At 38.6% G+C, this 15,998-nt stretch carries 18 protein-coding genes; 6 read left to right on the forward strand and 12 right to left on the reverse strand.

Going from position 1 to position 15,998, the window contains the following annotated elements:
- Positions 1 to 184: 184 nt before the first annotated feature.
- The gene (locus AC1TO4_RS03020) at positions 185 to 1,546 is read right to left on the reverse strand and encodes a catalase (RefSeq protein WP_482104091.1); all 1,362 of its coding nucleotides are present in this window, start codon (positions 1,544 to 1,546) and stop codon (positions 185 to 187) included.
- Between the two features lie 79 nt (positions 1,547 to 1,625).
- Here AC1TO4_RS03020 and AC1TO4_RS03025 point away from each other — a divergent pair, with 79 nt between their 5' ends.
- Positions 1,626 to 1,790 carry a hypothetical protein gene (locus AC1TO4_RS03025; RefSeq protein WP_482104092.1) on the forward strand — a complete coding sequence of 55 codons (165 nt, stop codon included), beginning with the start codon at positions 1,626 to 1,628 and terminating at the stop codon, positions 1,788 to 1,790.
- A gap of 85 nt (positions 1,791 to 1,875) precedes the next feature.
- Here the strand turns inward: AC1TO4_RS03025 and AC1TO4_RS03030 are convergent, their stop codons facing one another.
- On the reverse strand, positions 1,876 to 2,703 hold the full coding sequence (locus AC1TO4_RS03030) for a hypothetical protein (protein WP_482104093.1): 828 nt from the start codon (positions 2,701 to 2,703) through the stop codon (positions 1,876 to 1,878).
- A 143-nt stretch (positions 2,704 to 2,846) separates the two neighbouring features.
- A complete protein-coding gene (locus AC1TO4_RS03035; protein ID WP_482104094.1) occupies positions 2,847 to 3,725 on the reverse strand; it encodes a LysR family transcriptional regulator in 879 nt (292 codons plus the stop codon).
- Positions 3,726 to 3,867: 142 nt separating this feature from the next.
- On the opposite strand from AC1TO4_RS03035, the gene AC1TO4_RS03040 reads away from it, so the two are divergent.
- Positions 3,868 to 4,821, forward strand: coding sequence for a DMT family transporter (locus tag AC1TO4_RS03040; RefSeq protein ID WP_482104095.1), 954 nt, complete (start codon positions 3,868 to 3,870; stop codon positions 4,819 to 4,821).
- A 244-nt stretch (positions 4,822 to 5,065) separates the two neighbouring features.
- Here the strand turns inward: AC1TO4_RS03040 and phoU are convergent, their stop codons facing one another.
- The 5 genes from phoU to AC1TO4_RS03065 all read right to left on the reverse strand — a co-directional run bounded on the left by phoU (position 5,066) and on the right by AC1TO4_RS03065 (position 9,219).
- Positions 5,066 to 5,719, reverse strand: a complete 654-nt coding sequence (gene phoU, locus AC1TO4_RS03045; protein WP_482104096.1) for a phosphate signaling complex protein PhoU — start codon at positions 5,717 to 5,719, stop codon at positions 5,066 to 5,068.
- A 19-nt stretch (positions 5,720 to 5,738) separates the two neighbouring features.
- Entirely contained in the window at positions 5,739 to 6,509 is a 771-nt protein-coding gene (gene pstB, locus AC1TO4_RS03050; protein ID WP_482102202.1) for a phosphate ABC transporter ATP-binding protein PstB, read from the reverse strand.
- Between the two features lie 76 nt (positions 6,510 to 6,585).
- Positions 6,586 to 7,413, reverse strand: coding sequence for a phosphate ABC transporter permease PstA (gene pstA, locus AC1TO4_RS03055; protein WP_482104097.1), 828 nt, complete (start codon positions 7,411 to 7,413; stop codon positions 6,586 to 6,588).
- Position 7,414: 1 nt separating this feature from the next.
- Positions 7,415 to 8,329 (reverse strand): phosphate ABC transporter permease subunit PstC, encoded by a 915-nt coding sequence (pstC, locus tag AC1TO4_RS03060; RefSeq protein WP_482104098.1) that lies wholly within the window; start codon positions 8,327 to 8,329, stop codon positions 7,415 to 7,417.
- Positions 8,330 to 8,376: 47 nt separating this feature from the next.
- Complete coding sequence (locus tag AC1TO4_RS03065) at positions 8,377 to 9,219, reverse strand: phosphate ABC transporter substrate-binding protein (RefSeq protein WP_482104099.1); 843 nt, start codon at positions 9,217 to 9,219, stop codon at positions 8,377 to 8,379.
- Positions 9,220 to 9,838: 619 nt separating this feature from the next.
- Between AC1TO4_RS03065 and AC1TO4_RS03070 the strand changes: the two genes are divergently transcribed.
- The 4 genes from AC1TO4_RS03070 (at position 9,839) to AC1TO4_RS03085 (ending at position 13,619) form a co-directional block, all read left to right on the forward strand.
- Entirely contained in the window at positions 9,839 to 10,600 is a 762-nt protein-coding gene (locus AC1TO4_RS03070) for an alpha/beta fold hydrolase (RefSeq protein ID WP_482104100.1), read from the forward strand.
- A 735-nt stretch (positions 10,601 to 11,335) separates the two neighbouring features.
- A complete protein-coding gene (locus tag AC1TO4_RS03075) occupies positions 11,336 to 12,535 on the forward strand; it encodes an MFS transporter (protein ID WP_482104101.1) in 1,200 nt (399 codons plus the stop codon).
- Between the two features lie 280 nt (positions 12,536 to 12,815).
- Positions 12,816 to 13,028: a DUF3243 family protein gene (locus AC1TO4_RS03080; RefSeq protein WP_482104102.1), complete on the forward strand. Its 213-nt coding sequence runs from the start codon at positions 12,816 to 12,818 to the stop codon at positions 13,026 to 13,028.
- 225 nt (positions 13,029 to 13,253) lie between these two features.
- Complete coding sequence (locus tag AC1TO4_RS03085; protein WP_482104103.1) at positions 13,254 to 13,619, forward strand: hypothetical protein; 366 nt, start codon at positions 13,254 to 13,256, stop codon at positions 13,617 to 13,619.
- Positions 13,620 to 13,723: 104 nt separating this feature from the next.
- Here AC1TO4_RS03085 and AC1TO4_RS03090 read toward each other — a convergent pair whose 3' ends face one another.
- The 4 genes from AC1TO4_RS03090 to AC1TO4_RS03105 all read right to left on the reverse strand — a co-directional run bounded on the left by AC1TO4_RS03090 (position 13,724) and on the right by AC1TO4_RS03105 (position 15,924).
- Positions 13,724 to 13,882, reverse strand: coding sequence for a hypothetical protein (locus AC1TO4_RS03090; protein ID WP_482104104.1), 159 nt, complete (start codon positions 13,880 to 13,882; stop codon positions 13,724 to 13,726).
- Positions 13,883 to 13,947: 65 nt separating this feature from the next.
- Positions 13,948 to 14,493, reverse strand: coding sequence for a GrpB family protein (locus tag AC1TO4_RS03095; RefSeq protein WP_482104105.1), 546 nt, complete (start codon positions 14,491 to 14,493; stop codon positions 13,948 to 13,950).
- A 142-nt stretch (positions 14,494 to 14,635) separates the two neighbouring features.
- Positions 14,636 to 14,926 carry an RNA polymerase alpha subunit C-terminal domain-containing protein gene (locus tag AC1TO4_RS03100; RefSeq protein WP_482104106.1) on the reverse strand — a complete coding sequence of 97 codons (291 nt, stop codon included), beginning with the start codon at positions 14,924 to 14,926 and terminating at the stop codon, positions 14,636 to 14,638.
- Between the two features lie 212 nt (positions 14,927 to 15,138).
- On the reverse strand, positions 15,139 to 15,924 hold the full coding sequence (locus AC1TO4_RS03105) for an alpha/beta hydrolase family protein (RefSeq protein ID WP_482104107.1): 786 nt from the start codon (positions 15,922 to 15,924) through the stop codon (positions 15,139 to 15,141).
- Positions 15,925 to 15,998: the final 74 nt, after the last annotated feature.

A 15,998-nucleotide genomic window follows, 5' to 3' on the forward strand; every position in this document is an offset into this window, starting at 1 on the left:
CCCTTATCAATTGTATACACTAAAGCGAATTTATTAATTATACCATTTAAATTGCCAGAATTATTTATAGTTATTTTTTATAGTCTTGCACATGAAAGACCAGACAGTAATTTGTCTGGTCTTGATTTCAATAGTATGAAATTGTTTGCACTTTCCGAGTAATTTTGTGCACAGGTGCCTAGCATTAACCCTTTTCCTGCTTTTCAATTGCCTTTTCAACCCGTTCTCCTAATTCCGACGATGCGTTGTGCAGATACGTCAATACGATGCGTTGCGTTTCAAGGGATATGCCGGCGAGATCAGCAGAAAGATTCGTTATTAGGTGCTCTTGCTGCACAGGGGGAAGCGCGTTATAATATTGCCCAGCTTGCGTAAAATCATCTTGTTTTGGCAAATCGGATCGTACGAGATGACCTTCCACATATCTGCCATTTCCACTTGTCACTTGTGTTGCGGGCGTCCAGTCACTCTGGTGATTGATGGGGATTTTGCGGAAGTTGGGTCCGAGCCGCCGACGCTGAGAATCCGAGTAAATATTGGCGCGCCCTTGCAGCATTTTATCATCAGATAATTCGACCCCATCCAAAAGATTGGACGGTGAAAATGCCACTTTCTCCACTTGTTCCATATAGTTATCCGGATTTTGGTTCAACATCAGGCGGCCAACCGGGATCAACGGGTACTGCTGTTCATCCCAAATTTTCGTATCATCCAATGGATCGTAGGGTAGAGTGGTTGCGTCTTGTGGATTCATGAGCTGCACGTAAAGCCCATAGACAACGAGCTTTCCTGAAGCGATTGTGTCATGTAAGTCCTTACCTGCAATATCCGGATCCTCACAGTTCCACCTGGCCGCTTCTTGAGCGTCTATATACTGCTCCCCCGCCTCAGGAATCCAGTGGTATTTAACATAACTGCGAACGCCTTGCTCATTCCTCCAAACGTAGGTGTTCACACTGTGACCCGGCATGTGGCGAAAGCTTTTTACTGTGCCTGCATCAGAGTACAGCCGAACAACGAAATGGGTTGCTTCTGGCGCTGTGGCTATGAATCCCCAGAATCGTTCGGGATCCATCAAGTTATTTACCGGCGAGGGGAGAAAAGCCTTAATGGAGTCCGGAAAGCGTATGGCATCTCGTACCAAAAATACAGGGATGTGGTTGAAGACCAGATCAAAAATACCCTCTTCTGTATAAAACTTAGTAGAAAACCCACGCACATTTCGTGAGGTATCCGGTGTGCCTTTCGTGCTTACGGCAAACGAAAACCTCACCGTAACCGGGACTTGCTGCCCGGGATTTTGTAAAAAGCTAAGTTTTGTGTAATTTGCCATGGAATACACTGTCTGAAAATATCCGAAAGCACCAAAGCCTTTCACATGAACGGGTCTTTCTATAATTTTTGTATGGACAAAGTCCTCCAATGTTTCATGCAAAATACTGTCCTGCTCCAGTACAGGACCTCTTTCACCTACAGTCTGCGAATTTAATATATTTCTGTTTAGTTGCGTGGGAGAGATTGATTCCCCTCCATGGTTTTCTCTCATAGTAATTCCTACCTCCTGTATCCACATGTTAATTCTGTTAGATACAGTATTATTTATGTGAGGGGGTGGGCGATTATGAATGGGGATGGATGAGTGGACGGGTAAAAGAGGTTGGGAGTCCGCTTTTGTTGGAGGGTTTGCAGGGGTGGTTGGACGGTTGGCTGAGTTGGGTGGAGTCTCTCCGAGGTTTGTTGGACACTTCAGTGAGGTACCAAAACTAATCCATAAAAAAGAAAGCAGGTAAATTTCCCACTTTCAAAACACATTAGTTAAGAAACCCATTCTTTACCTCATCATAGAATTCACCTTCAACTCCCCTATTAGTTATCTTATTCCACGATTATTAATTCATTTAATCTTTCCTCTTCTTCCGATTCTGGAGAATAATATACATAGTAAATCGCTGCTGGGAGGTCTTTAGAATCCTTAATATGGGCAATGAATTGGTTGAACTTTTCTTCCATTACTATGTTTTCTTCAGCCGGTTTCAACAGTTCTAGATCGATTTCAGGAAGATACAGTGGGACTATAGAAGAAATCTCTTCGTCTCGCATATGTTTATCCAACATTTCTTCTATATTCTTTACATCTTCAAATTTCCCTAACTTGTAATCTTCGGACAAAGAAAATGCCAGTTTACGCTCTTCTTCTTTACTCTCAATGAATAATGATCTTTTTGCCTGAACACTTACACTATCAACTTTAACTTTTACATTGTTATCAAATTCCCCAAGCCTATCTAATTCCTGTTCATAAGCTTGCTGAAAAAGGTTTGTTAATAGAAATTCACCAAGCATACCTAAACCGTTTGCACCATTGCCTTCAATATCGACGTCTATGAGTTCCATCGTTCCGTCATCTTTTCTATGTATTTCCGCATCCGCATTAAATGTGAAGATTGGTTGATTTTTCGTCTTCACAGGAATGAGCACCCGTTTTTCATTGACGGTCGGGATTCCATGATTTAAAGCAAACTTGGCTTTTTTCATATTCGAATCCAGTTCAAGGTCGTATTCTTTTTCTCCTTTATCCAAAATTATTTGCTCAACTTCTTGCTTAAAGTTATCTGTCTCAATAAACTGCTTCGCTTCTTTCGATGCACAGCCGACGAGAATTAAGCTAGCCATAACGACAAAAAGAAAACCATACTTCTTCATCTTCTCACTCCTCGACATAGCATTCTTCGGATCAATAACTATTATAGCGTGATTTCCTTGTTGGACAGCGTCAGGTTTTTGTTAAACAAGTTGAAGAGTTTTTTGGAACATTTAATGAGTACCTAGAACCTCACCACTTCGCTTTAGCGGTCGGAATTGTTCAGCCATACTTTCATATACTCAATAAATTTTTGAGCGGCCGGAGAAATGGTTTTGAAAGATGGGGCTGCGATGCCGATAGAGCGATAATGTTCTCCTTCTAAGCTCAGAATACGAACGTTATGCGGAACGCGGTACAAAACCATTTCTGGAAGAATACTAATTCCCAACCCATTTTGAACCATTGAAATAATCGCTTGATCATCCGCAAGTTCAAATTTAATATTAGGGGTTACCTTGTTTTCATGATAAATTCGCATCAAATCATTATCGCTCCCTTTCTTCGACATAATCAGCATCTCATCTTTAATGTCTGCAACACTTACCTCCTGCTGGTTTGCGAGGCGATGCTCGTCAGAAAGAATGCACAGCATGCGGTCTTTTTTCAAGAAAATCACATCAAATGACTTCGAAGTCGGTAACGAAACAAAGCCAAAATCAACCGTACCCGTTGCGATCCAATGCTCAAGCGTATCGTAACCCCCCTCTAATAACTTAATATCGATAGCAGGAAAATCCGCATTAAAACTTTTCAGGATTTCTGGTAGCCATTGAATGGAAACACTCGAAAAAGTTCCAATGCGTACGGTACCAATTTCCAGACCCTTAATGCTGGAAATTTCTTGCATCATTTGTTCATTTCTATTTAATATTTCATGGATATGCTTTAATACGCGTTCTCCATTACTAGTCAACTTGATCCCTGCACGTCCTCTGATCAAGATGATAAATCCCCATTCGAATTCAAGACTAGCAATTGCATGACTCACAGCGGATTGCGTTAAATCAAGAATCTCTGCCGCTTGTTTGAGACTCCCTGATTCTACAACTGTACTAAATATTTCAAACTTGGTAAGAGACAACCTCCTCAATCCTTTCACGTGAATTTTATTCAACTAACGACTTAAAAACATTCATTTTTATTATCTAAATACTACATGTATACTAAAAACTAATCAATAACTATCGTTGAATTTAAATAATAAATGGAACTGGAGGCGTAATATGGATAATTCAATAAGTAAGGGTACACAAGTAAAAGCGGACTTGATGATGGTCATGGTGACAATGTTCTGGGGGGCGTCCTATTTGTTTATGAAGATGGGCCTCGATACGATTCAAGAGTTTAACTTAATTGCATTACGTTTTGGAATTGCTTTTCTTGTAGCTGCACTTGTATTTTATCGACGCCTTCTTAAAATTGATGCTAAAACAATCAAGCATGGATTTTTACTCGGATCGCTTTTATTCTTATGCACTTCCGTTGTAGTGATCGGATTAAAAACGACTTCAGTATCAAATGCCGGATTCTTATTTAGTCTTGCAGTTATCTTTGTTCCTTTGTTATTAGCACTCTTTTCTCGAAAGAAACCTGAAAAAAGAGTGATGGTCAGCTTATGTATCTCGATTACAGGAATCGGTCTATTAACGTTAAACCAGGCATTTACCATCAATACTGGAGATTTCTTGTGTATCTTAGGCGCGTTGTTTTACGCCCTTCACATCATCGTGACAGGGAGTGTAACAAAAAATGCGGATGCCATCTCCATTGGAGTCATACAGCTTGGGTTCGCAGGTGCATGGGGCCTTCTTTTTTCACTGTTATTCGAAAAACCACAACTTCCAAGCAACATGGAATCATGGAGTGCAATTTTAGCATTAAGCATTTTGTGTAGTGCAGTTGGATTTATTGGCCAAACTGTAGCCCAAAAACATACGACACCCACACGTACAGGTCTGATTTTTTCATTAGAGCCCGTATTTGCAGCATTCTTTGCCTATATTTTCGTAGGGGAAATCCTTACAAATAAAGGATATGTAGGGGCTGTCCTAGTGTTAATTGGGGTGCTTGCTGCGGAAGTCAATGTAAAGAAACTATTTAGGAGAAGAAACTTCGTACAAACAATGATTCGGTCTAGAGCAAGCGGACGTAAATTGCCAGGTATCCAGAAAATCTAGAATTCAATGGATACTTGGCATTGTTCATGATAGGTTTTGCATTTTTTTGGGGGTGGTTGGACACTTCACCGAGTTCGTCGGACACCTCCCCGTTGGTTGGACACTTTGAGGCGTTCGTTGGACACCTAGCCAAGTTCGTTAGAAAACTCCCCATCCCACCCCCAAACACCAAAAAACAGAGTCATCCCACAGCCCGGTAATTTCCCGACCCATAGGACAACTCTGATTAATTAAAAGCTAAAAGTTACGAGTTAAAATCATATATCTGACCTTTGATTAAATACGCTGCACTCTCAGCGATATTTGTGATATGGTCTGCTGTTCTTTCAAGGTAACGATTTACAAAGATTAATTGGACAAGCTGATTGGTTTCTTCTGGATGTTCACTTAGATAATCAGTCAGTTTTTTATAGTTGTCACCACTTATTTCATCCACTTCATCCTCTAAGTCGCCAACTTCTTTAGCAAGTACCATATTTTCATCGAAAAAGGATTGGAGTGCTTTTCCAAGCATTTCAACTGATAGATCTTTCATCTTCTCTAGTTGTGTTAAGTCCAGTAAAGATGTTGCTTGACCAATTTTAATCGTTGATTTTGCAATATTGACGGCGAAATCGCCAACTCGTTCAATTTCAGATGAAATTTTAAGTACTCCAATGATTTCACGCAAATCCCTTGAAATCGGTGCTTCTTTAGCCATAATCCAGATGGCAAACTGGTTAATATCCATTTCGATATTATCAATCGCAGTATCGCCCTCGATGGTTTTAATAGCCAGCTCAACGTCTTGTGTTTTCAAGGCTTTGATTGATCTTTCTAGGGCAGTAATGGATAGTTCGCCCATATAGGTAATTTTCTTTTTCAATTCCTCTAAATTCTGCTCGAAGTTTTCACGCATAATCCTCAGTTACCCCCTGTTATCCGAATCGACCTGTGACATAATCCTCTGTTCTTTGATCCTTAGGTGTAGAGAAAATATTATCTGTATCATCGTACTCAACAACTTCTCCGTTCAAGAAAAAAGCTGTTTTATCCGAGATTCGTGCTGCTTGTTGCATGTTATGAGTAACAATAACAATTGTAAACTCTTTTTTCAAATTTGTAATGAGTTCTTCTACTTTTAATGTAGAAATTGGATCGAGTGCAGAAGTAGGTTCATCCATTAAAATCACATCCGGTTTCATTGCAATGGCACGTGCAATACAAACACGCTGTTGCTGACCACCAGACAGACCCAGTGCTGAGGTTTTAAGACGATCTTTTACCTCATCCCAAATGGCTGCTCCGCGTAAACTCTCTTCTACAATTTTATTTAATTCTTTTTTATTAGTGATGCCTTGCCCTCTTGGACCATACGCAACATTGTCAAAAATGCTCATTGGGAATAAATTCGGTTTTTGAAACACCATTCCCACTTTAGTCCGTAATTTGATGACATCACTTGAACTATATATTCTTTCTTGATCAATGACAACTTCACCTGTAATTTTCACACCATCAATTAAATCATTCATGCGGTTTAATGTACGTAAAAAAGTCGATTTGCCACACCCTGAAGGTCCAATTAATGCAGTAACCTCATTTTCACGAATAGCAAGATCGACGCCGAACAGCGCTTGTTTCTCACCATAGAATAAATTCAAATCCGTTACATTAATTTTCGATGTACGTCCTATATTTTGCTCCATATGCGCAAATACCTCTCCTGATTGATTTTGTGTGATCGCTGGTTCCATTACTGCTGTAGTCATCGATAAGCACTCCTTATTTGTTGGTTCCTTTGTTTAATTTCTTTGATATGTAAGTCGCTGAAAGGTTGATGATTAAAATGATAACGATTAGAACAATACCCACTGCCGCAGCAAGTTCAATGTCTCCCGATTCTTGTGTGACTAAGTAAGAGTGAACCGTCAACGTTCGAGCGGATGAAAAGATCCCCTCTGGCATGGCAGCAACAGTTCCTGCAGTTAAGAAGATGGCAGCTGACTCACCAACAATTCGTCCTACAGATAGGATGATACCAGACAAAATTCCCGGCATGGCATTCGGTAAAATCACCTTATATAAGGTTTGTAGCTTCGTTGTTCCAAGTGCCAACGAACCTTCACGATACGAAGCAGGTACTGTTTTCAAAGCTTCTTCCGTTGTTCGGATGATGACAGGTAGAACAATAATCGTTAATGTCAATGAAGCGGCAATAATCGACATGCCTAACTTTAAGGTTGTTACAAAGAATACTGCCCCAAACAAACCGTAAATAATCGAGGGGATTCCTGTCAAACTTTCTGTTGCAAAACGTATGACTCTTACCAATCGACCTTGTTTCGCATACTCTTGCAAGTAAACGGCCGCTAATATCCCAATAGGTGTTGCAATGATCAATGAAATAACAATTGTGTAGATTGTTGTTACAATCATTGGCCAAATACCGCCGCCACCAGTTGGTGAATAATCGCCAAAGATGAAATCGAAACTGATTAAACGAAATCCTTTATAAAAGATGAATCCAACAATCATAACGAGGACTGCAACCGATAAGATTGCCGAGAACCATAAAAGGCCACGCAACAAGTTATCTTTAAATTGTCTCATCTTAGTTGCCACCCTTCGAACTGATTCTGGCTAATACAAAATTCAAAATCAATATAAATGAGAATAAAACAATTCCCGTTGCAAACAACATTCCCTGATGTGTGCCGAATGCATAACCCATTTCCAATGCAACGTTCGTCGTAAGTGGTCGAACACTGTCTGTTAGGCTCGTAGGAACGATTAAACTATTCCCAGCAACTAAGATAACTGCCATCGTTTCTCCGATTGCTCTACCTAACCCTAAGACGACTGCCGTCATAATTCCCGACTTAGCTGCTGGTACAATGACTTTAAAAATGGTCCCAATATGGGAAACGCCAAGTGCCAATGATCCTTCACGATACGTTTGAGGGACAGCACGAATCGCCGTCTCTGCTACAGTTACAATTGTCGGTAACATCATGATTGCCAACACCAGAATAACAGCGAGTAAGCTTTGTCCTTTCACTAAACCGAACGTATCTTGTAAAAATGGAACAATGATTGCAAGTCCAAATACACCATATAATACAGATGGGATACCCGCTAGCAATTGAATGGCTGGTGAAATAATTTTAGCTACCCGTTTAGAGGCAATTTCTGCTAAGAAAATAGCTGTAAATAAACCAATAGGAACTCCGATAATCAATGCGCCAATTGTTGCGTAAATGGAAGCAACAATCATTGGGAATATACCGAATTTATCTTCACTCGGTATCCAATCAGAACCAAAGATGAAATCTATAAAGCTGTAGCCCTCTGCGACAAAGGGATGAGCTCCTTTATAAAATACGAATCCAATGATCAACAATAAAGTGACGACTGAAAGAAGCGCACAAATCAAGAATACTCTTGAAGACACCTTTTCTAACATATACTTCCTTTTATTCGCTTTACCGATTGCTACGGACTGCTTGTTAGTTGTTGGGATAGACACACTTTATTCCTCCAAAATCACGCTAAATATGATGTTTTTGTCATTCTTCATTTTATTGGAATGGCTCCTGTTTCAGCTGCAATGAGTTGTCCATCTTCACTTAAGATGAAATCTATAAATCGTTGACCTGCTTCTGATAACTCGCCTTCTTTATGCACAAATAAGAAGGGTCTAGACAAAGTGTATTGTTCTTTTAGAACATTTTCTGCTGTTGCTGCTACGCCATTAATATCGATTGTCGAAATGGACTCATCGATATATTCAAATGAAACAAAGCCCACTGCATGTTTATTGTTCCCTACTGTTGTTTTAATATTACCGTTACCACTTGCGATAATAGCATTTCTTATTAATTCGCCAGAGCTGAAATCAACAATTTCTTGGAAAGCATCACGCGACCCTGAACCATCCTCACGAGAGACAACAACAATTTCCAGATCATCTCCACCGAGTTCTTTCCAGTTCGTCACTTTACCCGTAAAAATTTCCTTTACTTGCTCCATCGTAAGATCTTTTACTTTATTCGTTGGATGCGTTACTACGACAATTCCATCATAAGCAATAACGATTTCTTTCAATCCACTCGCTCGTTCTTCTTCCTTTAAATCACGTGAAGACATACCGATTTCTGACACACCACTGATTGCATTGGTAATACCAGCAGATGAACCAATTTGGTTTATTTCAATTTTTGTATTATCCTGCTCTGAATAGGCGTGAGCAAGCTTTTCAGCAAGCGGTCCTACAGAGGTTGATCCTGAAATAGCAACTGTGGCATGACTGCCTTTTGACCCTTGTTCGCCGGGTTCATCATTGCTGTTACAAGCGGATAATAAAGTAACCAGAGACAACATTAATATCCCCGTTTTTACATTTTTCAAACTAATCATTTGTGACCTCCTAAAAATAGAGTAGGAACTTTTATGTCGTATTTTGTCTAATACTAGAATAATCGCTTTGTGTAAATTTTCAACAGGTTTATTGTAAAGGTTTTGTAAATTTCGTTAAAAACAAGTGACTTTGCGTTAAAGATTGTTAAGAATTCACTCTTGAGATGATCACTTAGGATGCGTCGATATTACGGTTTAATCCTTTCCATTTATTTCAGAATTGATGATAGGTATTTGTATAGTTAAAAGGCTAGAAAACCGCTATCTTCACTGGACTATGTCGATTGGTTAGAAGTGACTCCCTTTTCGGTTTTCCTGTTGTGAATATTCGCCTGCCTCGTCCCTACAATATCCTAGTGATAAATGCAGTTATTTTAAAAGAAATGAATAGATGACTTCCTATTAGAGAATGTAAATGCTTGAAGATGCAATTTACGACAATATAAGCACCTTGTACATTGTATTCTCTGCTTTTCCCTTAAGCAAGTGACAATTCCTTTAACGGAATATAGAGATATTATAAAGAGGTATAAATTGGATATTTATAGTAAACTAAGGATGAGATTGTGAAGGTTTCTACTTAAAATTAAGAGAAATAAATGCAAAAGAGGTGAATGAGTTGGATTTACATTACCAAGAGTATGGGGATAAGAATGCATCATTAATGGTATTTTTACATGGTGGTGGCGTAAGTAGTTGGATGTGGGATGAACAAATTCAATACTTCAGTCATTATCATTGCGTCACAATTGATTTACCAGAACAAGAAAACTTTTCAATTCAATTAAGTGCAGAAAAAGTAAATGACTTGATAGGGATAATAGCAAACGGTAAAAAAGTAATTGTTATTGGATTTTCATTAGGGGCACAAGTAACGATTCAAATGTTAAGTATTCAACCAAATTTAATCAATTTTGCATTCATAAACAGCGCCTTAGTAAGACCGAATGCATTTGTTAGAAATATGATTAGGCCGGCTATAAAACTAACTTTTCCATTAGTGAAAAATAAATCTTTTTCAAAGCTTCAAGCGAAAGCACTCTACGTTGATGAAAAACACTTTGAAACCTATTACAAGGAAAGTTCTCAAATGGAGGCAGATACTCTAATTAGAATACTAGAAGAAAATATGTCGTTTACAATACCCAAAGATTTCAGCAACGCACAGTGCAATATAGTCGTTACGGTTGGCGAAAAAGAAAAAGCCGTGATGAAAAAGTCAGCGATGGACATCGTTTTGGCGAATGCAAATTGTACAGGAATCATTATCCCTAACGTGGGCCATGGAATACCCTTGGTGAATCCTGATTTTTTTAATCAAATGCTTGAAAAGTGGATCCAGGGAGGTATTTTGCCACAAGGTATGATAACAATCAAGTAGATCATGTTTGTATGCGCTAAGGGGTAGCTTTCACTCCCCCATCAGTTAGACATTTTCGAGCTTTCGTTAGACACTTAACAGGGTTAATTGGACATCTTCAGAGGTTGCTTGGACACGTCGGAGGATTGGTTGGAAACCTCTCGCTTCAAACCACCCAACGGAAAAAGTCAGGAAACTGTCCGGTTATTATGGGGCCACTGAAAAAGTTCTATACTATAGTAAGAACTAGTTGATTGTAGTGGAGAGCGGCAACTCCAGCGGGAACAGCTAGGAAGAGAAAGAAGTTCACTCTTCCCCAGCTGAAGACCCAGCAGAGGAACGCAGTGACGAGGAGGCTGAAGCCGTGCCCGCGGAAAGCGTCCGCTCGGAACGGAAATCAACGGGATTGAAGGAAATCGGAATTATTCAGTGCCCGGTTATTATTCAGGTGTTTTGCGCTAACTCAACCCCACTTATTCGAGAGAAATAAAAGGATTTTGCTTCAATTAAACCCTCTTAGTTGAAGATATTTAGCAACATGACATCAAACTATAAAAACAGCTGTGAAATACTTTCCTTCTCCAAGGGAAGTATTTCACAGCTGTTTTTAGATAATGCTAAAGCTGAGTTATTTAAAAAAACGCTACATATTTTTTAATAACAAGGGAAGAATAAATTTGTCATGATTTAATTAACAATTTTCACATACAAATCATCTCTATTTTTAAAAATAGCTGAGAGGCGGTCTTATATACGATGGATAAAGGAAAAGTTAAACTATGGACAAACCAATATTTAATTATTATATTATTGTCTTTAGTAATGTTTGCTTCATTTTATATGATTACAGCAGGTTTCCCGATTTTTGTATCAACCATTAGTGATGATCCTACGCTTGCAGGAATCATGACCACGACCTTAATGACAGCATCACTAATTACGCGCTTCTTTGCGAGTGTAATTATCCAAAAAGTGAATATGAAATTGCTCCTTATCATATCCCTAGTTTATTTCATGAGCACAATCGGGCTTACTTTTATTAACGACTCCATCGGATTTTTAATAGTCATTAGAGCACTACAAGGGATTGGATTTTGTATGCTGACCAGTTTAGTCTTTACGATATCAAGTAATATTGTTCCTAAATCTCGGTTAGGTGAGGGCATTGTCTATTTCGCAATGTCTACAAGCGTCGGGACAACAATTGGGCCACTAATCGCTATTTCTTATCTCACAACTTATTCATTCCGATCGATGATGATGGTAACTCTAGGTCTTATGTTTTTTTCATTTTTGTGCAGTTTTTTCACAAAAAATACGCTTAAAACAGAAAAGGAAAGTCCACAGGAGTCAAATAAAGAACCTTTCTATACGTACATGTTCGATAAGCGTGTCCTTCTTCCATGTATATTGGTATCCTTCAATTATATGGCAATTGCAGGAACTGTAAACTTTATGGGTCCGTTTGGTAAAGAAATCAATGTTGGAGGAAGTATTTCACAGTTTTTTATCGCACAGGGAATTGCAATGGTATTAGTTCGTGCTTTCTCAGGTAAAATATTCGACAGATTCGGTCACAGAATTCTTATTATTCCTGGTGCCATTTCAGGGGCAATAGGTTTAATCTTGTTAGGTCTCTCAACTAGGATGTGGATGGTTATCGTTTCAGGGGTATTATTCGGTATCGCTTTTGCCATAATCCATCCAATTATTCAAGCTTGGGCATTAACCCTTATTCCACCCGAGAAAAAAGCAACAGCCAATTCTATGCTTCTAATTTTTATTGATTTTGGTTTGGCCGTTGGATCAGTAGGGCTTGGCTTCTTAGCAAAAAATGTTGGGTACGGCATGACTTTTACTTTTTCTGCAGCTTTTATGATTGTTATTCTGTTATTGTACCTAATTGGGAGCAAGAAAACGATGGCATTAGAAGCTAATAAGGAAAAAACAGCCTGAACGAAACATACTTGCATATGAAGGGGATGAAACATAATAAACTGGGGCTGTACCATTGTCAACATTGACTTTGGGGACAGCCCCTACTTTACTTGTTGCAGAATTTTGTTTTAACTTTAATTATACCAAAGTGTTTTTTCACCTCAGACTGTTCATTCATTTTCTGATTTTGCACTAAATGAAGCCTATTTCACTTATAAAAATTCACTATGGTTCTACTGTATATTTTGACAAGAAGTACCCATGCTATATACATAACATTAAAGGAGTGTGACCCTACATGCATTTAGAGAGAGTTGAGTTAGGTAAAAACATGGGGTTAAGTGATGAAAAGCATGTTAAACCAACGGAGTTAGTTACAAATTTCCCCGTCGAACACGAAGAACCCAGCCGCCTGGAATTGAATATGGTGATGGAACTTTTGAAAACTGGATCTACCGATGAACAACATAGGCTTGCACAGACACTATTGGAAATGGTTCGGAAAGTATAAAGTGTGGAAGTAGTTTGATAGTCTAAAATGGGAGAGTTGATAGAATGAGGTATGCGAATCCTAGTTGCCCACAAGAAGCTCTTTCGGAATGGAGACCATCGTCTTTTGGATAGCGGATAAAAACTGGGTCAATCTTTCTAAGTAACGTAAAATGATATTCCTGGTTTAAGAGATAGCGAAATCAGGTTCAAAATAATTCGAAGACGAAGAAAGGAAAGCAAGAACATGGAAAACGCATCAATAGTAGATAAAGTGGAATCCATTAAATCCTTTCAATCGACAATCAATAAATGCGAAAAGGCCTTAGCTCAGATGACTCAGAAAGGCGCTAATACGACCTTATTAATGAAACGACTCAATGCTCTTTACATCGGCTTAGCCATGCTAGATAACGTTTGGAATCAATTACCCCATTCTTACACCCAGGAAGATTTAGCGGAAGCTCGCAATGTGCTTACCGGTTTTTTCCCATCAATTGAGAACATTTATGCTAATTCAAAGGCAGGTAGTTCACAGAGAACGCTTTTAGAAAGAAGAATTAAAGCATTGGAACTAGCTGTTCAAGCAATCGATGATTTTTTCAATGAATAACTTATCAAACTAATAAGGATGCCTTCTTTAACAATTTTAAGGGAAACCCATTATCCTAGGGTTTCCACTTCTTTTGCAATAACTCTATCCTTTTTTGAAATAATTTAACGAGTCGCTGCATAGTAAATTACATACAGCCAGCTAAACAAACCGTGTATACAAGCCCACAATATAGATTTGTGTACACTCCAAGAAATTGCAATAGCTAAAGCTGAACCGAATGTAATGCCTGTAGAAACAGTTGATTTAGTTTTGTTATTCATTTCTGCACATCCCCTTTGTTTCTTATTTCGTGTCAAATGCGACCTAAAAACCCCCATTCTCTTCTTCAGTTGCTGCTGCAATCTCCTGTATGTTTTCTTTGTGCAGCCCAGTCTATTGCCTTAAGAACTAATTCATTAACAAATTCTTGTTTTTCATCTTGATACTTATAATGATTTTCTGGAAACTTTTTTGCCAGCTCTGTTTTAACTTCTCCATACCTTTTAGCATATTCCGGGTGTTCTACTAAGTATTCTTTGAAATCTAAATGTGTCTTTATATTTTCATTACCTACTTGAAATATATGTAGGTGATGGGTTCTATTTTCATTCCCCTTCGGAAAGTACCTTCTTCCTGTGATCCCATTCTCACCTTTAGGTTCATATCCAAATCTCCATAATTCTTCATTAAATAAATCAACCTTTTCAATATTCTTAACGACAACTAAAATATCAATTATTGGTTTTGCGTAACCTACTGCTGGTACAGAGGTGCTTCCGATATGATAAATATCAACTAGTTCATCAATCAATATCCCTTTTAATAATTTCTCTTCGTGACTATATCGCTTTTCCCATTCTTCAGTCCAAGGATGGATTTCAGTTTTCCTCATAATAACTTCCCTCCATTCTTCTATATAAATCTAATAAAAGGATTGAGGGATTCTCCCAACAATCCTTAAAGGCGTGCCGACTTCAAGCGAACATTTAAAACGCTCAAGTCTTGCTCATCGAATTCGATTTATGCGTTTAATTTTATTTTTTAAATGACAACCCTTCTTCTTCTAAAAAAGTTCTCATAGTAGGTAAGGAAGCTGGTCCGATGCCATGAATTTTTAAGATTTCTTTTTCAGTGTACTGTGATAGTTCTTTCAACGTGTCAATCCCTGCGTGAATCAAAGCATTTCTTGCTGGTGAACTAAGTTTCGAGAGGAAGCCATTTTCAGGCTTATTCTCTTTGTCGCACGTAGGACAACTTGTACACTCACTGCTTTTGTAATACGTATGTCCCTTTTCACAAACCCTTGCACTTTTTTCTACTGTCAAAATGATCACTCCTAACAAATTTTGTATCAAATTTCCTCTTAATTTTATTGTATATTAGTTGTACAATCTCGACAAAATCTATGTATGTCTTTTCAGCAATCCTGCCAGTTGATTGAATTTGAGATGCCTTACTGTTGTTCCAGGAAAGCAGCGATGACTTGAATTTAAAAAAGGCTATACTTTTAGTAAAGTAAGCACCTGTTAGTTCAAAATCATGAATTTAAAGTTTCCAGTGAATCGGTCACTGACTTCCATGCCAATGATGACGGATCGATAACCATGAAATGTTCCACCTCTGGAAGTACTACCAAGCGAACTTTATCGCCCTTTTCGATAGCCCTACGATGATACTCAATACTTAATTCAACTGGAACATGGCGGTCTAATTCACCATGAATTAAAATTTGGTCGACATTCATAGGCAACAATTCTATCGGTGAAGCTGATCTATAACGTTCAGGTACTTCTTGGGGTGATCCACCAATGAAAGAAGCTACGGGACTAATCATCCCTTTTTCCTCATGAATTTCCCACATCTTTCTCAGATCCAAGACCCCTGCCAAACTTATTACACTCCGAATAGGTATAAGCAGAGTATTACCAATCTCGTCCGTTTGAACTTTGTTAATTCGGGATGCTAACCAGAGTGCCAAGTGTCCCCCTGCTGAATGCCCAAGGATAATCACCCGAGAGAGATCGAGCTGAAAGCGTTCCTCTAGCTGGATGAGATGATTTACAGCATCAATAACATCAATAAATGTTCCTGGCCAACCCCCACCATCTTCTCCAACTCGACGATACTCAATATTCCAAGTAGCATATCCACGTCGAGTTAAATCTCCAACAATTGGGGTATTTTCTTCAAGTCCGTATTTCGATTGCCAAAAACCACCATGAATCGTAATAACTACTGGACTAAGTCCGGAAATATCTGGCATATGCAATACACCAAATTGGGACGAGTGGTCTCCATATGGTATATGAAAAATTTCTGTCAATGTAAAAACCTCTTTCACTCTATGTTCTTCTACACCACACTACTTCTTTAATTCAACAAGAAAAACCACATCTC

Source organism: Sporosarcina sp. Y838 (assembly GCF_056786515.1).